General features: G+C 47.7%; 15 protein-coding genes and 1 pseudogene. 12 read left to right on the forward strand and 4 right to left on the reverse strand.

Annotation, left to right across the window (positions count from 1 at the left end):
• The first annotated feature begins 172 nt into the window (after positions 1 to 172).
• Positions 173 to 3,313 (forward strand): GH116 family glycosyl hydrolase, encoded by a 3,141-nt coding sequence (locus IKG78_RS09520; RefSeq protein ID WP_290942731.1) that lies wholly within the window; start codon positions 173 to 175, stop codon positions 3,311 to 3,313.
• Positions 3,314 to 3,634: 321 nt separating this feature from the next.
• Here IKG78_RS09520 and IKG78_RS09525 read toward each other — a convergent pair whose 3' ends face one another.
• On the reverse strand, positions 3,635 to 3,781 hold the full coding sequence (locus IKG78_RS09525; RefSeq protein WP_290942733.1) for a hypothetical protein: 147 nt from the start codon (positions 3,779 to 3,781) through the stop codon (positions 3,635 to 3,637).
• A gap of 56 nt (positions 3,782 to 3,837) precedes the next feature.
• On the opposite strand from IKG78_RS09525, the gene IKG78_RS09530 reads away from it, so the two are divergent.
• The 4 genes from IKG78_RS09530 to IKG78_RS09545 all read left to right on the forward strand — a co-directional run bounded on the left by IKG78_RS09530 (position 3,838) and on the right by IKG78_RS09545 (position 8,310).
• Complete coding sequence (locus tag IKG78_RS09530; protein WP_290942735.1) at positions 3,838 to 4,845, forward strand: WYL domain-containing protein; 1,008 nt, start codon at positions 3,838 to 3,840, stop codon at positions 4,843 to 4,845.
• Between the two features lie 126 nt (positions 4,846 to 4,971).
• Positions 4,972 to 5,700 carry a hypothetical protein gene (locus IKG78_RS09535; protein WP_290942737.1) on the forward strand — a complete coding sequence of 243 codons (729 nt, stop codon included), beginning with the start codon at positions 4,972 to 4,974 and terminating at the stop codon, positions 5,698 to 5,700.
• An 18-nt stretch (positions 5,701 to 5,718) separates the two neighbouring features.
• On the forward strand, positions 5,719 to 6,789 hold the full coding sequence (locus tag IKG78_RS09540) for an AAA family ATPase (protein ID WP_290942739.1): 1,071 nt from the start codon (positions 5,719 to 5,721) through the stop codon (positions 6,787 to 6,789).
• A 132-nt stretch (positions 6,790 to 6,921) separates the two neighbouring features.
• A complete protein-coding gene (locus tag IKG78_RS09545; protein WP_290942742.1) occupies positions 6,922 to 8,310 on the forward strand; it encodes a VWA-like domain-containing protein in 1,389 nt (462 codons plus the stop codon).
• A 195-nt stretch (positions 8,311 to 8,505) separates the two neighbouring features.
• Here the strand turns inward: IKG78_RS09545 and rhuM are convergent, their stop codons facing one another.
• Positions 8,506 to 9,018, reverse strand: coding sequence for a RhuM family protein (rhuM, locus tag IKG78_RS09550; RefSeq protein ID WP_290942744.1), 513 nt, complete (start codon positions 9,016 to 9,018; stop codon positions 8,506 to 8,508).
• A gap of 364 nt (positions 9,019 to 9,382) precedes the next feature.
• Between rhuM and IKG78_RS09555 the strand changes: the two genes are divergently transcribed.
• From IKG78_RS09555 to IKG78_RS09565, 3 genes and pseudogenes are all read left to right on the forward strand, one after another.
• Positions 9,383 to 9,538 (forward strand): hypothetical protein, encoded by a 156-nt coding sequence (locus tag IKG78_RS09555; RefSeq protein ID WP_290942746.1) that lies wholly within the window; start codon positions 9,383 to 9,385, stop codon positions 9,536 to 9,538.
• Positions 9,539 to 9,587: 49 nt separating this feature from the next.
• A pseudogene (locus IKG78_RS09560) lies at positions 9,588 to 10,100 on the forward strand (Fic family protein); the annotation flags it as partial.
• 81 nt (positions 10,101 to 10,181) lie between these two features.
• On the forward strand, positions 10,182 to 10,952 hold the full coding sequence (locus IKG78_RS09565; RefSeq protein WP_290942750.1) for a metallophosphoesterase: 771 nt from the start codon (positions 10,182 to 10,184) through the stop codon (positions 10,950 to 10,952).
• 4 nt (positions 10,953 to 10,956) lie between these two features.
• On the opposite strand, the gene IKG78_RS09570 is transcribed toward IKG78_RS09565, so the two are convergent.
• Positions 10,957 to 11,547 (reverse strand): hypothetical protein, encoded by a 591-nt coding sequence (locus IKG78_RS09570; RefSeq protein ID WP_290942752.1) that lies wholly within the window; start codon positions 11,545 to 11,547, stop codon positions 10,957 to 10,959.
• 170 nt (positions 11,548 to 11,717) lie between these two features.
• Positions 11,718 to 14,051 carry an AAA family ATPase gene (locus tag IKG78_RS09575; protein WP_290942754.1) on the reverse strand — a complete coding sequence of 778 codons (2,334 nt, stop codon included), beginning with the start codon at positions 14,049 to 14,051 and terminating at the stop codon, positions 11,718 to 11,720.
• Positions 14,052 to 14,256: 205 nt separating this feature from the next.
• On the opposite strand from IKG78_RS09575, the gene IKG78_RS09580 reads away from it, so the two are divergent.
• The 4 genes from IKG78_RS09580 to IKG78_RS09595 all read left to right on the forward strand — a co-directional run bounded on the left by IKG78_RS09580 (position 14,257) and on the right by IKG78_RS09595 (position 19,266).
• Positions 14,257 to 14,823: a ribonuclease domain-containing protein gene (locus IKG78_RS09580; RefSeq protein ID WP_290942756.1), complete on the forward strand. Its 567-nt coding sequence runs from the start codon at positions 14,257 to 14,259 to the stop codon at positions 14,821 to 14,823.
• A 68-nt stretch (positions 14,824 to 14,891) separates the two neighbouring features.
• The gene (locus IKG78_RS09585; protein ID WP_290942758.1) at positions 14,892 to 16,298 is read left to right on the forward strand and encodes a diguanylate cyclase; all 1,407 of its coding nucleotides are present in this window, start codon (positions 14,892 to 14,894) and stop codon (positions 16,296 to 16,298) included.
• A 176-nt stretch (positions 16,299 to 16,474) separates the two neighbouring features.
• On the forward strand, positions 16,475 to 18,256 hold the full coding sequence (locus IKG78_RS09590; protein WP_290942760.1) for a homoserine O-acetyltransferase: 1,782 nt from the start codon (positions 16,475 to 16,477) through the stop codon (positions 18,254 to 18,256).
• Positions 18,257 to 18,384: 128 nt separating this feature from the next.
• Positions 18,385 to 19,266: a YicC/YloC family endoribonuclease gene (locus IKG78_RS09595; RefSeq protein ID WP_290942762.1), complete on the forward strand. Its 882-nt coding sequence runs from the start codon at positions 18,385 to 18,387 to the stop codon at positions 19,264 to 19,266.
• The last annotated feature ends 152 nt before the right edge of the window (positions 19,267 to 19,418 follow it).

Raw genomic sequence — 19,418 nt, forward strand, 5'->3', positions numbered from 1 at the left:
GCCTACAGCCACCCCTCACCCCTCATTGCTCATTCCTCATTACTCATCACTCATAGCACATCCCTCATCGCTCCCCCCTTCTTTCGTCTTTCGTCTATAGCGGCGTAGCCGCGTTCTTTCGTCTAATTGCTATCTTTCTCCGCGTATAAACCTTTAAATATCGGATCTCATTATGAGCATTAAAGATTATCTCGCCGGTGCAAAACAGGCCGGAACTGTCCAAAAATTGATGACCCCGGGCCTCGCCGTGGAATTTATCCAGCCGTGGTACACCCCGCTTTCTACAACTCCTTCCACCACGGGTATTGCCGTGGGTGGTATTGGTTCTACGTTTACCGCAACGCCTGCAGGCACGACTCCCGTGATGAACGTGATGCCGGGCGTCCAGGTTCGCACCGAAAAGTCTTCTGACCTCCGCTTCAACAACTTCTTCTTCAAGGAAGCTGTGCTCAGCGCAAAGGCTGCGCTCGTGATCGGCAACTTCGCCGCATTCGGCATTTTCAACAACAACTTCCCGCTCCTCGACGAGAGCGGCGCACGCGTTTTCGGCGACGCCGACATGAAGGACCAGAAGAAGGCCGAAGCCAAGCTCAACAAGGTTCTCGCCGACAAGACTTTCTTCGAAACGAACAAGGCCGCTTTTGAACGCTGGCACATCCAGTTCAGCGACCGCACCCAGGCTTTGATCGCCGCAGGCAAGGACACCGCCGCCATCAACCGCGCCGTGCTCATCGACTTCTTCGACGGCATGGTTGGCGAAAAGGCCGCCCGAGAAGGCGCCCTCACCGCCGCTTGGGCAAACGACAGCGAATTCCTCGGCCAGCCGGGTTATGACGCCGCCAAGATGAAATATACGGCCCTCTATCCGGTCAGCGAAACCGTTTACGAAGGCAAGGGTGTTTCCATCACCAAGACGCAGTCCAGCTACGTGACTCCGGGCGACGAACGCCTCTCCAGCCTCCCGGTAAACGCCACCGTCTTCACGCTTGAAAACAACACCAAGGAAACCCGCGAAGTGACGATTGTCCAGATTCAGGACAGCATCACGGGCTACATGGCGAAGAAGGACCGCCAAGGCGTTCAGGACTCCAGCTTTGTGCTTGTGCCATCCGCACGTTTCCCGAAGGGTGTGCAGTTCGACAAGGAACTCGAAGATGGTCGCTCTGTTCGCGGTATCGAATTCTATAACGAAAAGGCTCTTGCCGAAAGCGACTTCAACGGTTGCATGGGCGTGAGTGTGGCTTGGAACAAGAAGGACAACCTCAACGTTTCCGTGAAGCCGATGTTCTATCAGGACGATGCGAAGGCCGTCTTGAAGGCAGCACTCCAGAGCGGTCGCGTTGCAAATTCCTGGGTCAAGAACGTCTATAGCGGACGTGAAACGATTGCAGGCGCCATTGCAGTGACCGCAGTCCTCAAGCCGAAGCAGAAGGTCTCCTTCCAGTTCAACATGGTGCTTGACTTCCCGGAAATCAAGCTGAACAAGCTCACTTCCGCCAAGAAGTACACCGCATTCTACCCGGAAGCATACGGCCGAGTGGTCGCTCTCCTCACGGAAGCTCTCGCCGCCGACAAGACTTTTGACGATCGCCTCAAGGCTTTCGAAAACCTTGTTCCGAAGAAGCCGGTTGCAAAGCTCTACAAGACTGCCGCCAAGCAAGCAGAATTCAAGAGCCTCGCCATCAACACGCTCAGCTTCCTCGCCGAAGCCACCGTGTGGGACAAGGAAGACCGCTTCCTTGTTCGTGAATGCGCCGACTATCCGTTCTTCAACTCTCTCGACGTTTACTTCTACGGCAGCTTTAGCTTGCTCGCCCTCATGCCGCGCCTCGATGGCGTTGTGATGAAGCGCTTTGGCGATGCCATTCTCGCCGTGAACGAAAACCGTCGCCGTCACCACGAATTTGTGAACCTCCCCTACGCCGACCTCCCGGACCCGAAGCTTGAAGGCCCGCGCGCTGTACGTGGTGCAGTGATTCACGACCTCGGAAGCCCCTTCGACGCCGAACCGGATGCCTACGACTGGCACAACGTTAAGGAATGGAAGGACCTCGCTCCGAAATACGTGCTCATGGTCTACCGCCACTACCACAAGACGAAGGACATGCAGTGCCTCGCCGATTGCAAGGAAGCCGTTTACGCCGCTATGGAATACCTCGAAAAGATGGTGAATCCGGGCGAAAACTTCCCGCTCACGCATGGTACTGACGACACGTTCGACAACCTCTGCAGCTACGGTATTTCCGTCTATTGCGGTTCCCTCTGGATTGCAGGCCTCCGCGCTGCAGCCAAGATTGCTGAACTCCTCGGTGATAACGACCAGGCCGCCAAGTGGAACGCCAAGTCCGAAGCCGCCAACAAGGAATTCACCGAATCCCTCTGGGACGAAAACGAAGGCTACTTCCGCTTCTTCGTGACCCCGATGGAAATGAAGGACTTGAACGTCGAAAAGTATGCCGAACTCCGCGAAGCCGTGAAAGTTTCTCTGGAACTCCCGGAAGATCCGAACGCAGGCGTGAAGGCCATCAATGAATGGCTCTGCGCAGGCGAAATCCCGGACGGCGAAGACCTCTCCAAGAACGAACTCCGCGGCCTCAAGAAGGCTTGGATTACGGCTCAGTGCAAGGAAGCCTTCACCAAGAGCTGGGAAGCAAAGATTGCTAACGACTGCGACGACGTGTTCGCCGATACGATGCTTGCAGACACTTACCTCCGCTTGCTCGACCTCGAACCAATCACCGACAGCGCAAAGGCAAAGTCTAACTTGCTCAGAATTTTCAATACGAACTATAAGGCCAACAGTCCGCTCATCGGTGCTGCAAACCTTGTTCGTAAGGACGGTTCTCCGCTCGACGAATTCAACTTCCAGGCTCACGACGTTTGGATTGGTATTCAGTACAGCATCATGACCGCCATGATGTTCCACGGTTTGGAAAAGGAAGCCTCCGTGCTCGCCGATTCCATGATCGGAAACCTCTATGACGAAGCACGCGTTCCGTTTGCAGCACCGGAAGGATTCAACGGCTCTTGCCGCCTCCACCCGGAAGCTCTCGTTGCAAAGTTCGGCCTCAGCGCAACAGCCGCCGACAAGATGCACAAGGAACTCTTGAAGAAGGGCGCACTCCTCGCCGACTCCCGTATCAGTCCGAAGCTCCCGCGCAATCTCGCCGCCTTCACGAAATCTTTCGGCGCCATTGCGAAGAGCAACAAGGTCGATGTGAACGAGCTCTTCACGCTCCTCCACAGCACGGCACTCAAGTACACCGCTGGTAAGTACTTCCGTCCGGGCATGGTTTTCGCTTTGCTTTACTAAGAAGACCGCTCGGCTCTATCGCAATATAGAACCTCCGTCTTCGCCTCGCTCTCGCAAAAACGCCCGGTTAATACCGGGCGTTTTTTTGCTCACTACAAGTAATTGTAAACTGTAGAGAATAAGCTCGCACGCTCACAGGTCCTCCCTTCGGTGCGGAATTGTTCGCTTTGCGACTTATTCTCTTTCGCCATTAAAGTTCTACTACTTATAAGCTCCGTTTTGGCGGGTTTGCTCACTTGTACAAGTAAGCACAACTGTCATTCTGGAGCGTCAGCAAGGACGCGATAGAATAGTGAGCAAGGCGAATCCAGCAAAAATATGCTAGCATATTTTTATTGGTGAGCCGCAGCCACGGACGGCAAAGCCGTCAATCCAAAACTTAAAAACAGGTGTTCCAAGCGGAGCACCTTTTTTGCGTTTGCCTCCACCAGCCAATGCGACCGCATTTGTCGTATTCGGAATAAACATTTTTCAACGTTCTACTTTTTGATTATATTTTGAATTGAACAAATTCAGGAGTTTCTATGGCGGACATGACTCGCGGCGAACGGACGGTGCAACTTTTTGCAAAAGTGATTTCAAATCCAGAAAAGAAATTCACCATCAACGACTTGATGGAAGCATTCAACATCCCCGCAGAAGAACGCCGCAATGTACAGCGTGACATGCGATTTCTTTCGGAGATGGATGGTGGTCGCTACATCGCAGTAGATACGGTTGGTCGTACCTCGTATTATACCTCTGCGCTCCGCAACGCCGAAAGACTCCTGTTCCCGAACTTCGAAAATACGATGCTCCATTTCGTTTTTCTGAAACGGATTGCGAACATTTACCCGGCCACAAGCGAAATCATCACACAGCTTTTGGAACGCATCGAAAAAAGTTTGCCGAACCGAGAACAAAAATCGCTTAGGCATCTTGGCGAAGAACTCAACACGAAGATTCTTTTCATGGGCACACCGCCAAACATCGAAGAAGACGCAAGCGAAAAGATTCGGACGATTTTGCAGGCGATTCATGACCACCGCAAAATTGACGTGACATACATGACTGAAGATGCAGACAAGCAATCGACACGCATTCCGCTGATGATTATCATTTACGAAGACGAACTTTATGTGGGATGCCAACGGCAAGACGGCAACACATATACACTCAAGTTCCGCCGCATTAAAAACGTAAAACTTGCAAAAGAAATGTTCGTCGAAGATCCTAAGATTTTAGATAAATTACGTAGGCAAGTTGCATCGGGAGCAGCATTCATGAGCGGTCAGGAACCGAAACTTGAAGATGTCGAAATCGAATTTGAAAGCCGCGCCCGCCTTTATCTCCAAGAGAATCCGTTCAATCGCTCCATGAACATTGGCAAAGCAAAAAACGGCAAAATCACAGTAAAAATGAAGGCTGAAATCAACCAGCTTTTGTTCAACTGGGTTGTGTCCTTCTCGAATGTCGCACGCGTGGTGAAACCGGCCTCGTTGCAAAAACGTCTCAAGGAATACGCGGAATATTTATTGAATATTTATGCGTAAAATTCACGTGCCGTAACTGGCAACTTTGAATTTTAAGGGTTTTAAAATATTTCTTTCAACTTTTTCACTAAGCGTCATTATTTGACGCATCCGAAAGTTATATTCCTATAAGAAATGAAAAGGAATATGACTAAAGAAGAATCATTAAAAAAACTCGTCCAAAAATTTTGGGAAAAACGAGTTCCCAACATTCTTGTGACTGGCACGCGTGGGGATTCACCTTCCGAGGGTGAATTTTTGAGTGCCTATAACGATGTGAAATTTAGGCATCCTGAATGCAATTGCGTCATCTTGCGGGAGAAAAAGAGCACTAGCGAATATTTCTTGCCGGGCGATAAAATTGGCGGAATCAGAATTGTCGAAGCTTTTGGAACAGCAAATTCGTCCATTGAAATTATTTTGACTTCTTCAACATACTATTTACACTTCAACTTCGAAGGGATGAATCCCATTTTACAAAAAGCAGATTTTTGCGACTTATCTCAAACAATAAAAAAATTCGAAAATTTTATTAATAAATTTCCCCTCTACCTCGAAGAATTAGAAACGAAACGTATCCAATTGGAAAAGAACGCCAAACTCGAAGAGATGACGAAGAACAGCATCAAGGCAGGAGTTTCGCAGGTGCTGTCAATAAAGGGGTACAGATGGAATATTGTTGACAAAGTGAGTCAGCAATTACTTCAAATCGAAATCGGAAATGGAAGCTCCGTCGAAATCGTGCTGAACAGCAAGAATTTTGCGAAGAGGATTTCTGCGTTGTCCGAAGAACTGCGGCAGATTGAAGAATTTCTCAAAACATTGCCCTTTTCGGTAAACATTTTAATGACGAAAGATGTCACAAATATGCATTGAAGGTAAAAGGAGGATTTTATGTCAGTCCGAATTAATGCACGTGAATTGGAAAGTTTATTAGCGGCAACGCCTGCATCACAGAACATAATGCTCACGGGCAAACACGGAATCGGTAAATCGCAAATTTTAGAAAAGTTCTTTACATCACGAGGCGAACGCGTGGTGATTTTGTTCCTTGGGCAGATGAGCGATCCCGGCGACTTGATAGGCCTCCCGCGACTTGACGAGACAACCGGCAAAACAATTTTTATGCCGCCTTACTGGTTTCCGACCGACAACAAGCCTGTGGTGCTGTTTTTGGACGAACTCAATCGTGCCCGCCCCGAAGTTTTGCAGACTATTATGGATTTGACGCTAAACCGCACGCTTGCAGGCCGCAAATTGCCCGAGGGTTCGCGTGTGATTAGCGCAGTGAACGATGGCGAAGAATATCAGTTGACAGATTTGGATCCGGCACTTGTGAGCCGCTTTAACATTTACGAATTCAAGCCCACCGCACAGGAATGGTTGTTGTGGGCATCAAGGGCTGGGTTGGACAGCCGCGTGATTGACTTTATCTCAGAAAATCCAGAAATGCTTGACGGCGCCGCTTTTACTCGCGAAGACCAAGGGCTTGAAAAATCACCCGACCGTCGCGGATGGGAACGCGTATCAAAAGTATTGCAAACGAACGAAGTTTCGCCGCTTTTAAAAACGATCATTGCAGGCATTGTCGGCATGCCAGCCGCAACCAAGTTCTTTGCGACAATCAACCAGAAACGTTTGCCAAGTGCGAAAGAAATTTTGCTTGGCGATTTTGCAAAACAAAAGGCAGCACTGAAAAAGTGCTCAACGCCGGAACTTGCCGCCGTGAACGAATCTATTTTCCGCTTTATCGAAACGAAAAATTACGACGAGCAAGATACAGCAAAAGTAGCGAAGAACTTTTCCGCGTATTTCGAGTACCTCTCAGGAGAAAAATTTCGCGAAGCACAGGCACATTTTGCAAACTTATACTCATCTTCACTATACCCCACGGTTATGGCGTTTATCGTTATGCAATGTCCAAAACTTTATAAGAAAATTACGGAATTTGTCAAGTCAATTTGATGAAGTCATCTTGGAACAGTCATCCTCGAAGCCTGTCATCCTCGACCGACTCTGGAACGCGTCTTTCTCGACCATCAGGAAGGGAATCCAGAATTGCATTACCTTCGAGCGACAAAACTGAATGGACACAATATGGGCGTTATAGATAGAATAAAGAAGATTGGCGAACGATGGTTCTTGACGGAACCGCTATTATTCGCGGTGTACTGTAGTCACGAATTTTGCGAGAACGATTCGTTGAACGTGGCGATGAGAACTGGCAACAGAAAAGTCGAAATTGCTCCAAAAATTTTGGATAAAGTCACAGACGTAACGTTGGCGGAATTTTTGAGAATTGAAATGTTCCGCATTTTGCTGAAACACCCCTACCAGCGACAGCCCCCATTTGCATCGAAGCCACTACTCACGCGGGCGAGCAACGCGACAATAGCCGATGTTTATGAGATTTCGCAGGCTGTCAAGAATCAAATGAGCGGCACGGAATTAGATTTGCCTTGTGGGCAGTGTTTCGAGGAATACTACAACCTGCTGAAAGAAATGGCTGTGACATCGGATGGCGCCGAGATGCCTGCGAACGGAGGAAGATTTCAAAGCGAAAAACACGCAGTCGAAATATTGATAAATAGCGAATCTGGAGAACAGGACGAAAGAGCTTCAGAAAAAAGCAGAGCCAACGGCAACGGTGATAAAATAAATGTCAGCGGATCTACGCAAAGTGAAGAACATCAGGATGGCGAAAAATCAGGAATGCAAAGCGGAGTCCATCAAGGCAACAATTCTCGCAACTCGCTGGTGAAAAGCGATACGCAAAACGAACGTGATGCTCAAATCGCAGAGTTATGGGACGAAGACGAATCGGCCTGTTGCGATATAAACGGTTTTATCGAAATTGCCGAAGCGAGCAACAATTGGGGGTCGATTCCCGGCAAGTTGCAAGGCATTATTAAGGCAAGCATGAAAGTCGATATGGACTACCGAAAAATGCTAAGCCAATTCAAAACTTCGGTCATTTCGAGCAAGCGAAGACTCACACGCATGCGGCCCAATCGCCGTTTCGGTTTTAACGCCATGGGCAGCCGCTACGAGCTTTCGACGAACTTGCTTATTGCGGTTGACGTGAGCGGATCTATCACCAACAAAAGCTTGCAATTTTTCTTTTCAGTGATTAATCGCCTTTTCAAATACGGCATCGAGAAATTGGATATTTTGCAATTCGATGCAGAAATTCAAAGTGAACCCGAGCCTTTAAAAAAAGCGTGCAAGACTGTAAAAATCATAGGTCGCGGCGGCACAAATTTTCAACCAGCCACCGACTATTACTGTGCACACCCTGAATACGACGGACTAATTTATTTTACCGATGGCTACGCCCCACCGCCAAAATTCAACACCAAACGCCCCATCGACGTGCTGTGGGTGCTATGCGGAAAATCAGCCTACGAAAAAAACTCCTCATGGATTAAAAAGCTGAAACGTAACCGAGTCACGTATATACCAGATTTTTGGAAATTATATACTTGATTACACCTATTCCAAATATGGCGTCATGGCGGACCAGATCCGCCATCTCTTGCGGCTAACAATGACGTGCAAGGTTATCCAGCACAAACGCGAAGCGTCATCCTTGCATTCTCATTACTGAGGCGATTTGTAACTAATTCAAATTATTAACCTTACCTCATTTCCTTCTCAAGTTTCTTGACAATCTTGTCGAAATCAGAAAGGAACTCTCGATTTTGAACAAATGCGGAACTGCGTCGCCTGATAACTGTTCACGCGGTAGCCGACAGCGATGATGGCATCAAGGTTGTACAACATTTGCGGACGCGTCACCTCACGATCACCTTCGTTTTGAACTATTCCAATTTTTCGAATAGTTGCCGATTCAGTAAGCTCTCCGCTGGCGTAAATTTCCTTGAGATGGTAATTGATTGTGTTGACTTCCACCCCGTACAGTTCCGCCATACGTTTTTGCGGCATCCAGAACGTATCGTTATTGAAAATCACCTCAATGCGCGATTCACCTTGGCTTGTCTTATACAGCAAAATGCTTGAAAAATCAGCGTTTGCGGCTGTTGGAAGCGGCTTATCACCTTGTGAAAAATATTTCAAGGCCATCTGTACTTGAGTTTTTTTGCGGTCTGCATTTTCCGCAATTAAAAGGCATGCTTCGCGGGAAAGATGGATATTTTCCACTTCGCGAAAAGCCCCTGACCCGAGCTTAACCATTTCAACCACTCGGTTAAAATGGGTTGCCAAATTCATGCCCTTTACTTGTGCAGCCGTCATCGATTTGTCTAGGATACGACTGAATTTCTGGTAAGTGCTGTAGCCTAGTGCAGAAGAAAGTTCCCTGGCACTCCAAAAAAGCTGCCATCGGCACTGGTCTTTTTGATCTGTTCGAAGTCAGACTGTAGCGGCAAAATTTCGTTTTCGTTCGGCATAGACTACCTAGTTTACACATTTGTTCACTACAAATATATGCAAATCGCTATGAAATGTCAATAGGAGTCTTTTTTCGCAAACGCCCTTTCAGTACGTCAGTAATTGTCGCATTCGCTTGATATATTTACAATCAAGCAAAGGAATTTTTATGTTCGATGATAAGATGACAGATAGTTTTGAAGAGTTTGCAGAAAATGAGATTAACAATGCCGAACTAGCAATCATCAAAATTACGGACAATTCAACCAAAAACATTCCATTACGTTTCACGCACAAAAGAATATTCACACCCATTAAACTATAAGGGAATATATTGCTCATTTGGAGGCTTTATGCAGAACAAAAAAGATATTGATACGCAGTCGCTCGTTGATGTAGTGACGGATTACGCTTTTGCACTTGACACGCTCGACGATTACGATTACCAGAGACTAACGCTCCGCAAGAGTGCTGCCGCAGAAAAATTCCACGCGACCTACGAGAACGCGATGGCGGCGATTCTGGGACTCAAGGACAAGTTCGGAGGCAGCGAGCTGTTCGGGCACGAGAAAGACGATTCTTTCAAGAGCAGCATCGGGCAGATTTACCAGACTTTTGGCGGTGTGGAATTATACCCGAGTGTCGAGCAGAAGGCGGCAACGCTCCTCTATCTCGTCACAAAAAATCATTCGTTTAGTGACGGCAACAAGCGAATTGCAGCGACACTCTTCTTGTGGTTCTTGCAGAATAACGGCATTTTGTATAAAGGTGACGGTTCCAAGCGTATCGCCGATGCGACGCTCGTGGCCATGACACTGATGATTGCCGAAAGCCGCCCCGAAGACATGGAAATGATGGTTAAAATCGTGGTGAACCTGATGCGATAATGAATGGAGATCCCCGCCTTACTTCGGCAGGCTCAGCACAGGTCGCGGGGATGACAATGCTGGTCGCGGTGGTGACAGAGTATGGTTTGCGAGAAGCGCTCAGAACGGCAGCTTTGGATTTGCGGGGACGTTCACGGTGAATTGTCCGGACTTGTCCGAAATGCAGCAAATCGAGGGGTGTCGTGCGCCGACATCCTAGTTGTCGGTGATTTTGGCGCAGGTTTCGGTCGTCCGAAATCGATGGAAGTCGCCTACAGCAAAGTACGTACAACACTTGAACAGAATGACATTTGCATATACACGATTCGCGGTAATCATGACAATCCTGCGTTTTTCGATGGCAAACACGATTTTGAGCGGTTGCAATTTTTGCCGGACCATCGCATAATTGAACTTTGCGGTAAAAGAATTTACCCCATCGGCGGGGCTGTTTCTGCTGACATAGATTTGATTGATCCGCTGACCCGCAAGTCACGGCGTATGATAAACGATTCCCTAATCAAATTCGGTTCATCTAAACGCGTCTGGTGGCCAGACGAGGCTCCTGTGCCGATAGCCGAAGGATTCCCCACTGCCGTTGATATCGCCGTATCGCACGAGGCTCCGCTTTCATTTGACCCGCCCCTTGTGCAAACGAATTATGTTCGTGATGAAACCTGGCTAAAGATTATTGAATCCCGCAAGTATCTGGATTATGTACTGTCGCAAATTAAGCCCGCCCTTTGGTTTTACGGGCATTATCACAGCCATTACGAAGGCCATGTGGAATTCGCCGCTGACAACGGCGAAGATTGTCAGCGTAGAACTCGCTACCAGTGTCTAGACATTGCCGAGATGACGCGTGCAATTTAGAGACTTAAGGTATTTGACTTGCTTTCATCCCATTCAACCATGATTCAAAATCAATCATGTAATAATCTTCAAAGAATCCTTCCCCTTCTTTAATTTTTCCTTTTCCATGCAACTTCAAGTCATAAAAAGCATTTACAATTTGTTGCCAATTCTTTCGAAGATTTTCCGTATCTGTTTTGGAAATTTTCAATTTAACGCGTCTGTTTTTTAGGAAATAATTTTCAATTTTTTCTTTATTTTCCGGTTTACTAAGATTGCAACGATTGTTTTTATCATAAATTAGTTTGTATTTATTCGGATACAATAAAAAACAAATTTTACTTTCATAACTATATGCATTAAATTCACTATTGTCGTACCACCTATAGGTTCCACCTTTTATACTTTTCATTTCATTCCAAAGATTTAAGCAGAAATCATGAAATTTTTCCGATTTAACAGTTCGAATGACGGACCATTGTTCTCCTATGAACTTCACAACATTCTTAAACAGATCAAAATTTTCATCATCAACAGCTTTTGTCAACCATTTATGAAACATTCTTTTCTGTTCAATGTTCAATTCTTCTTCAAGGGATCTAAATTTTTTCATCATTTTTTTGTACGCCATCTATTTGTTGATACTCCAGTATAACAAAAATTCCCGAAATTGCAAAATGTTTTAGGCCAATTTTTCTCGAAATTGCAAAATCTTTTTAAGCGATTTTTCCCGAAAATTGAAAATCTTTTAGCCCATTTTTTCCCGAAATTGCAAAATCTTTGACTCTACAGCCCCATCGTCCGGCCTGCGCGCCCGTCCTTGTAGGCGATTTCTGACTTGAGCGAATTCATGATGCGGTCGGCGGAGAGTTCGTTTCCGTTGTATAAACGGAGCGTGCTATAGACGGCGTTGAAATCGCCCGGAGTGAGCATGCGCAAATTGCGGGCGGCTTCGGGCATTTGCACGCTCGGGAAGAATCCACGCCACAGCGATTCGATGCCCTCCGGCTTGAGGTAGTCGAACTTGACTTTGAGCGCAAAGCGTCTGCGCGATGCGGTGTCAAGTTCGCCTTCGAAGTTGGTGGCGGCAATGAAGATTCCCTTGAAGCTTTCCATTTGCGTGAGCATTTCGTTCACTTGGGTCACTTCCCAGTTGCGCGAAGCACCGCTGCGGTCACGAATCAGGCTGTCCGCTTCATCGAGGAAGAGGATGGCCTTTGATTCTTCGGCATCCTTGAACATCTTGCGGATAGCCTTTTCAGTTTCACCGACATAGCAGTTCAGCAAGTCGCTTGTGCGCTTGATGATGAGCTTACGGCCGAGCGTGCGAGCAACGTGCTTGGCGAATTCGGTTTTGCCAGTGCCAGGAGCACCGTAAAGGAGCACATTGAGACTGTCGGGGCGGTCTCCGTCTTGCATCTGTTTCCACTTTTCGTCAAATGCGCTCATGACTTTCAGCACGTTTTTCATGTCAACATCGATGTTCAGCGCATCGAGCAGATACGTGGGCGAACGGCTTTCCCTGTCGCGGTTGGCGTAAACCATGTCCAAATTCAAAAGTTCCGATTGCGCTTCGGCAATAGTGCGGATAGTCTTGACGGGGTCGATTTTGCAACCGGATTCCACGAGTTTTTTAGCTCCGACGATGGCCTGCGTGATACCGCCTGCGGTAATCTGCAATTCTTCGGAGAACCGTTTCACGACATCTTGCGGGATGATGGACGAGGCGCTCTGTTCACTGACGACAGATTCCCAGACCTGCAAACGCTTTTCGGCATCGGGACGGTCGAAATGGATGGAATAATCAAACCTGCGAAGCGTACTGTTTTCAATCCAGCGCACGGTATTCGAAATCCAGATGACAGGGACTTTAATCTGCTCCAGGAAAAAATTCAGCGCGCCTTTTTCGCAGCAATTGAGGATAACGTCGGATTCATCGACAAGGAGAATTGCCTTCTTTTTCTGGAACTTTGTCGCCGCGTAAAGGATACTCCCCATGCGGTTGCGGACTACAGAATTTTCCTTGCTTTCGCGGTGTTCGCCGACGATGCTGATGTTTGTGAGCACGAGCGGACGATTGAGCTTTTTCGCGATGGCTTTGGCAAGTTCAGTTTTGCCGGTTCCTTCGACACCGTAAAGGAAAAGGTTCAAACCTTCGCCGACTTTGGCGTGCTTGAGCATGTTGAACGCCAATTCCACCTTCGGATTGCTGTTGCAGAGCTTCTTGAACGGGACTGAGTCGCCTTCATAGACTCTAAAATAGAGGCTGTCCAAATCGTTGCCAGAATGACCGTCCAAGAACATTCCGATGCGCTTGGAAATGTCGAGGTCTTCGTCGAGGAGGCCCATCTGCTTAAGCGTCCCCTTGTTCGAGACCGCATTTTCGAAATTGACATCTGGGTAAAGCTGCGGAAAAATGTCCGGAAGCACCGACCCCCTGAACCTGCGAGAACCGATCATGTCCAAAAGCGAACTGCACTGTTCTTTGTTGAAGAAAATCCACGAAAACAGCAAGATTTCCATTTCGTCATCGCTCAAGTTGAACGACTTCTGCACGATTTCAAGGCGTTTGTAATACGCGTCTTGCACATCTTTATTCTCTTCCAAAAAGCCGAGCAGTTCACGGACAATACTATCATAGAAAACCTTTTGCGATTGCTGATCGAAAATGCCTTCGCCGCACAGGTAATTGCGCACGAAATCCGTAATTTCCCTGACAGAACACGAACGGTCAATGACATCGTTGAATCGCACGACAGCCATTTGGCGGCGCTGGTATGCAACGCTCATATCTTCGCTGTTTTCGTTGCAGCGGAGCCTCTTGCCCGCATAATTCCCGTTCGATTCCTTGATAAAACGTTTTTTTGCAGAAACTGGGAGGCGGTCTTCTTCGGCGTTGAGCTTTTCGAAGTGTTCCGAGAGGTCTTTCAGCACGCGGGAAGCGCGTTCCTTGGAGATGATAGAAATGCAATCGTCGGCATCGGGATAGCTTTTGCAAATCCGCATCATGCGAATCCAGTATTCGTAGCTCTTGAGCGTCACGAAATCAAGTTCAATGTTTTTGCGGGTACATTCCGTATTCAGGGAATTCAAAACTCTACCGAAATAATTATCTTTCATAAGACCTCCTTATGCCGCCATTATATATCGTTTTTTCTACTAGATATGTAAAGAGACTAACTCAATTATTTTTTTTCCATGACCAATATATAGAAACCGTTAACGACAAATATTGCCGCATAGAACCTTTAGAAAAAAATTTTTTCTCCAAACAGAACATTTATATATATTATTCAAAAAATTTATTTGCATTCAAGGGTCATCCATGAAGAAAAAGAACAATCAGACAAGCAATTCGTCTAGCAAAAAAAAGAAATCCAACAAGCTCGTACTCACCCTTTGCACCGCCCTTGCAATTATCTCAGGCGGCGGAACGCTCATCCATAACGCTTCGTCCTCACCCACCGACACACCCACAAATATACCCGTCCAGACAACCGTCAACGAACCCGTCACCACAAAACCGCAGCAAGCCTCGTCGCAATACACCACAAAAGACGAAGTCGCCAGGTACATCTGCGACAACGACCGCTTGCCGCCAAATTACGTGAACAAGGAAGAAGCCATGCGGCTTTACGAAGAAAAAACCGGAAAAAAATTCGAAAGGTGGAATTTCAACCCACAACGAAAGCTAGGTATAATGATTGGCGGAGACAGCTTCAGCAACCGCGAACAAAAGTTGCCGCAAGGCAGCTATAAAGAAGCGGATGTCGATTATTTCGAAGTCAATCGCGGGAAAAATCGTCTCATTTACGCCAAAAACTGCACTATTTATCACACAAGTGACCATTATCAAACCTTTACCAAGCTCAATATTCAAAAAAATCAATAAAAATTTACATTCGCAAAAAAAAAGATTTATTTTACAATCGGAGGAGCTGCATATAGAAGGAGCAATGTATGAAACTTCACCGAAAAAAAATCCACCGGAGTCTTATTCTCGGCAGTGCCGCGTTCATCGCTTTTTTGTGCTTTTTGCTTTCTATCCAAGCTTACCTCTCCTATTCCAAATCACTTTACAAACGTTACGATGACAAGCTAAGCACCATTCTGGATTACATCACCAACCAGACCGACATTGACGACCTCTATCAATGTACGCTTACGGGGCAAAAAAGCGAAAAATACGCTAAAACGCAGACTCTGCTCAACGGCATGGTCGATGATTTCCAGCTGTTCTACCTTTACTCGCTATTCACGCGGAACGACACAATCTTCAACATCTGTTCCGCCACCAGCAAAGAAGAACGGGACCGCGGCGAAGAAGACATGAAACTGCTGGAACCGACAACAGCTTACCAGCCCGAAGAGGTGCAAAAATATACAGCAGCCATCAATAAAAATGAAACATCGTTTTTTGAAGAAGATTCCGACTATGGTGCAGCATATACCGCCTGCAAGCCATACGTCACATCAACCGGAGTCCATTTTGGAGTCCTCTGTGCCGATATTTCTATCGAAGACCTGCACAAGACCGTCAACAATTACATTATATACAACATTATGTTGACACTTATTCTGGGCATGCTGTTCGGCCTCCTCTTGATATTCTGGTTACGTCATAACGTGACAGGCCCGATTCAAGAATTAGAACGAAGCGCCCGACATTTTGCAGAAAAAAGCCACAACAAAAAGACTCCCGACGAACTCGTTTTTGACGCCCCGAACATCCACACAGATAACGAAGTCGAATCGCTTTCGAACGCCATCAGCCAGATGTCCAACGACATGCGCAATTACGTCCAAGGGATTTTGACCGCCGAAGAACAAGCCCGAGCAGCCAAGCAGCAAGCCGCCGGCATGACGCAGCTCGCATTCAAGGATGCATTGACGCACGTCAACAGCAAAGTCGCATACGAAAAGATGAAAGAAAATTTGCAAGATTCCATCAACAAGGAAAAAGCGGAGTTCGCAATCGTCATGATTGATGTCAACAACCTCAAGGCCATCAACGACAACTACGGTCACGACTGCGGCGACAAGTACATTTTCGGTTCATGCCATATCATCTGCGGCATTTACAAGCACTCCCCCGTCTATAGAATTGGCGGTGACGAATTCTTAGTCTTGCTGCGGAATTCCGATTACGAGAATCGAGACGCGTTGCTGAAAGAAACCGAAGAAGCTTTCAAAAAATCCATGAACGATACTTCTGTTGAACCGTGGGAACGGTACTCGGCGGCCTTCGGCATGTCCGAATACCAAAAGGGCGACGATGTCGATGCGGTCTTCAAACGTGCCGATGAAAACATGTATCAGTACAAAGTAGAACTCAAAAAACGCTTAGGCGAAGAAGGACCTAGATAGCGGTTTTACATTAAACACGCATTCAAGGTCACGCAATTTTTGTACAGAATTTGCAAGCTACCGATAGTTAAAAACTATTACCCAAAGACAAACCGATAAAGACCATTAACTAAAGACTAAAGACTAAAGACCAAGAACCAAACATTTTACTATTTTTTATGCATATGAGTGAATATTTGCATAAATCGTTTGGTCCCGTTGTCCCAAAGGATTTTAACAAGGACTATGGTGATAAAGGCTTTTTGTTGGAAAACGGCAAGACGCTCTCTGCCCTCACCATCCGTTACGAGACCTATGGCACGCTGAACGCCGCCGGCGATAACGCCGTGTGGGTTTGTTCGCCGTTGACCGCCGATGCACACGCCGCTGGTTGGTACACCGAAAATGACAAGAAGCCCGGCTGGTGGGACGAACTCATCGGCCCAGGCAAGGCAATTGATACAGACAGATTCTTTGTAGTTTGCAGCAACATTTTGGGCGGTTGCAAAGGCACGACAGGCCCTGCAACTATCAATCCGCGCACGGGCAAGCCCTACGGCAGCACATTCCCCACCATCACGATTGGCGACATGGTGCACGCTCAGAAAGAACTCGCAGACGGCCTTGGCATCAAGGAATTCTACGGTGTCATTGGCGGCTCCATGGGCGGATTCCAAGCCATGAAGTGGGCCATCTACTACCCGGAACAGGTAAAGCGCATCATCATCATCGCAAGTTCTCCGCGATTCTCTAGCCAGGCGCTCGGCTTTGAAGTGGTGGCACGCGACGTAATTACGCAGGACCCGAACTTCCACGGTGGCGACTACTACGAAGACGGCATGACACGCCCAGACATCGGACTTGCCAACGCACGCAAACTAGCACATATCACGTACCTCTCTGCCGTGGGCATGGAGAAAAAGTTCAAGCGTGCGCAGGATCAGGAAAACAGGAACCACGCAGTCACCTACTCGACTCCGTTCGACTTGAACCTGCCCATCGAAAGCTACTTACGTTATCAAGGAACAAAATTTGTCGATCGCTTTGACGCGAACAGCTATCTACACATCGCGCACGCGACCGACGCATTCGACCTCGAAACGGAATACGGCAGCATCGAAAATGCGTTCAAGGACATCAAGGCAGAAGTTTTGAACGTGAACCTTTCGACAGACTGGCTTTTCCCGCCGCACGAAAGCCGCCGCATCACGAGCGCTCTTTTGAACGACGGCAAATCCGTCACGAGCCTCGAACTCGACACGCAATTCGGCCACGACGGATTCTTGATTGAAGTCGGCGAATTAGGCAAAGCTGTCGGGCGCTTCCTCGATTCGAAAATCATTCCGCAAAAAGGGACGCAGGCCGTTCCCGTATTCCACAACCAGAGCGACTTTGACCTTATCGGCAAGCTCGTTAAAGAAGGGAGCCATGTGCTCGACCTCGGCTGTGGCAGCGGAGACATGCTTGAATACCTTATCCGCAAAAAGAAGGTCACGGGATTCGGCATCGAAAAGAACATCAAGGGCATCCTCGACTGTCTCGAAAACGATGTGCAAGTCATCCAGCGCGACTTGGACGAAAGCGGTCTCAAGGACATCAAAGACGGAAGTTTCGATTACGCGATTATCAACCGCACGATTCAGGAAATCCGCGACCCGGTGGCACTTTTGAACGAGCTGTTGCGCGTAGCGAAGCAGGTCATCGTCACGTTCCCGAATTTCGGCCACTGGTCAGCCCGCGGAAGCCTGATGCTCCACGGTCGCATGCCGATTTCCAAAGAACTCCCCTATGAATGGTACGACACGCCGAACATCCGCGTCTTGACGCTGAAGGACTTCTATACGTTGTGCAACAAGGAAAGTTTCAAGATTGAAAACTTGCACTTCCAGAATGACCACAAAATAAGCAAGTTCCTGACAACAATCGGACTCCCGAACTTTGGCGCCGAACATGTAGTTGCAACAATTAGTAAATTATAAGGTAACAGGTATTAGGTGTTAGGTATTAGGATTATAATCGCGGCGACGCCGCCTTATATAAAGACGCACGAAGTGCGTGATTCTTTACCTATCCCCTGTGACCTAAAACCTATAACCTAAAAAAGCTTATGTCCATTATCTCCATGACCGGGTTCGGCAAGAGCGAATCCACACTGCAAGGAATCACATGCGTTATCGAAGTGCGCAGCGTGAACAGCCGCTTCCTCGAAATTTCGAGCAAGATTCCTAAGAACTTCGCCTACCTCGAAAATGACTTCAAGGCACAAATCAAGGACAAGCTCGTCCGCGGGTCCGTAAACGTTTCAATTACGCTTGGAGCGGGCAACACTGGGAACATTCCCGTTAGCTACAACGAAGCCGCCGTGGCTAAGTTCGTGGAAATCACAAAGGCGATGCAAGCCAAGTACGGCATTGCAGGCGACATTAAGCTTGAACATGTGCTTGCCATCCCTGAAGTTTTGCAATTCACCGACAGCAACAACGACAATGAAGTCTGGGAAAAGCACTTGAAAGCAGAACTCGACAAGGCTTTGGACGGCGTCATCGCCATGCGCGAAAAGGAAGGCGCGAACCTCGCCGCAGACCTCACTCGTCGCGTCATCCACCTGAACGAAGTCATCGACAAGGTCGAAGTTCTCGATCCGCAGCGCATTGAAACGTGGAAAATCAAATTCCGCGAACGCATCAACACGCTCATGAAGGATTCCGAAATCGACGAAGTCCGCCTGCTTCAAGAAGCCTGCATCATGGCTGACAAGCTCGACATCCACGAAGAAATCACGCGTTTCCGCAGTCACAACAAGCTGTTCCTCGACGCGCTCGCCAAGGGCGGTGCCCAAGGCAAGAACCTCGGGTTTATCCTCCAGGAAATGGGCCGTGAAGCGAATACGCTTGGCACCAAGTGCCAGAACGCAGACATAGCCGCCCTCGCGATCGAACTCAAGAACGAAATCGAATGCATCAGGGAACAGTCCTTAAACATCGCGTAATTTTCAACATCATTTCTCAACATGGATTTTTTATCCATAGAAAGCTCTACGAAAGTAGGGCTTTTTACTTCAAAACAATCTAAAATTAGAGTGTAAAGAATAAAACATCCACACTCCAACAACAAGCGTCCCGGGCAAACAGCCCAGGACGC

It is taken from the genome of Fibrobacter sp. (assembly GCF_017545445.1).
GTDB lineage: Bacteria > Fibrobacterota > Fibrobacteria > Fibrobacterales > Fibrobacteraceae > Fibrobacter.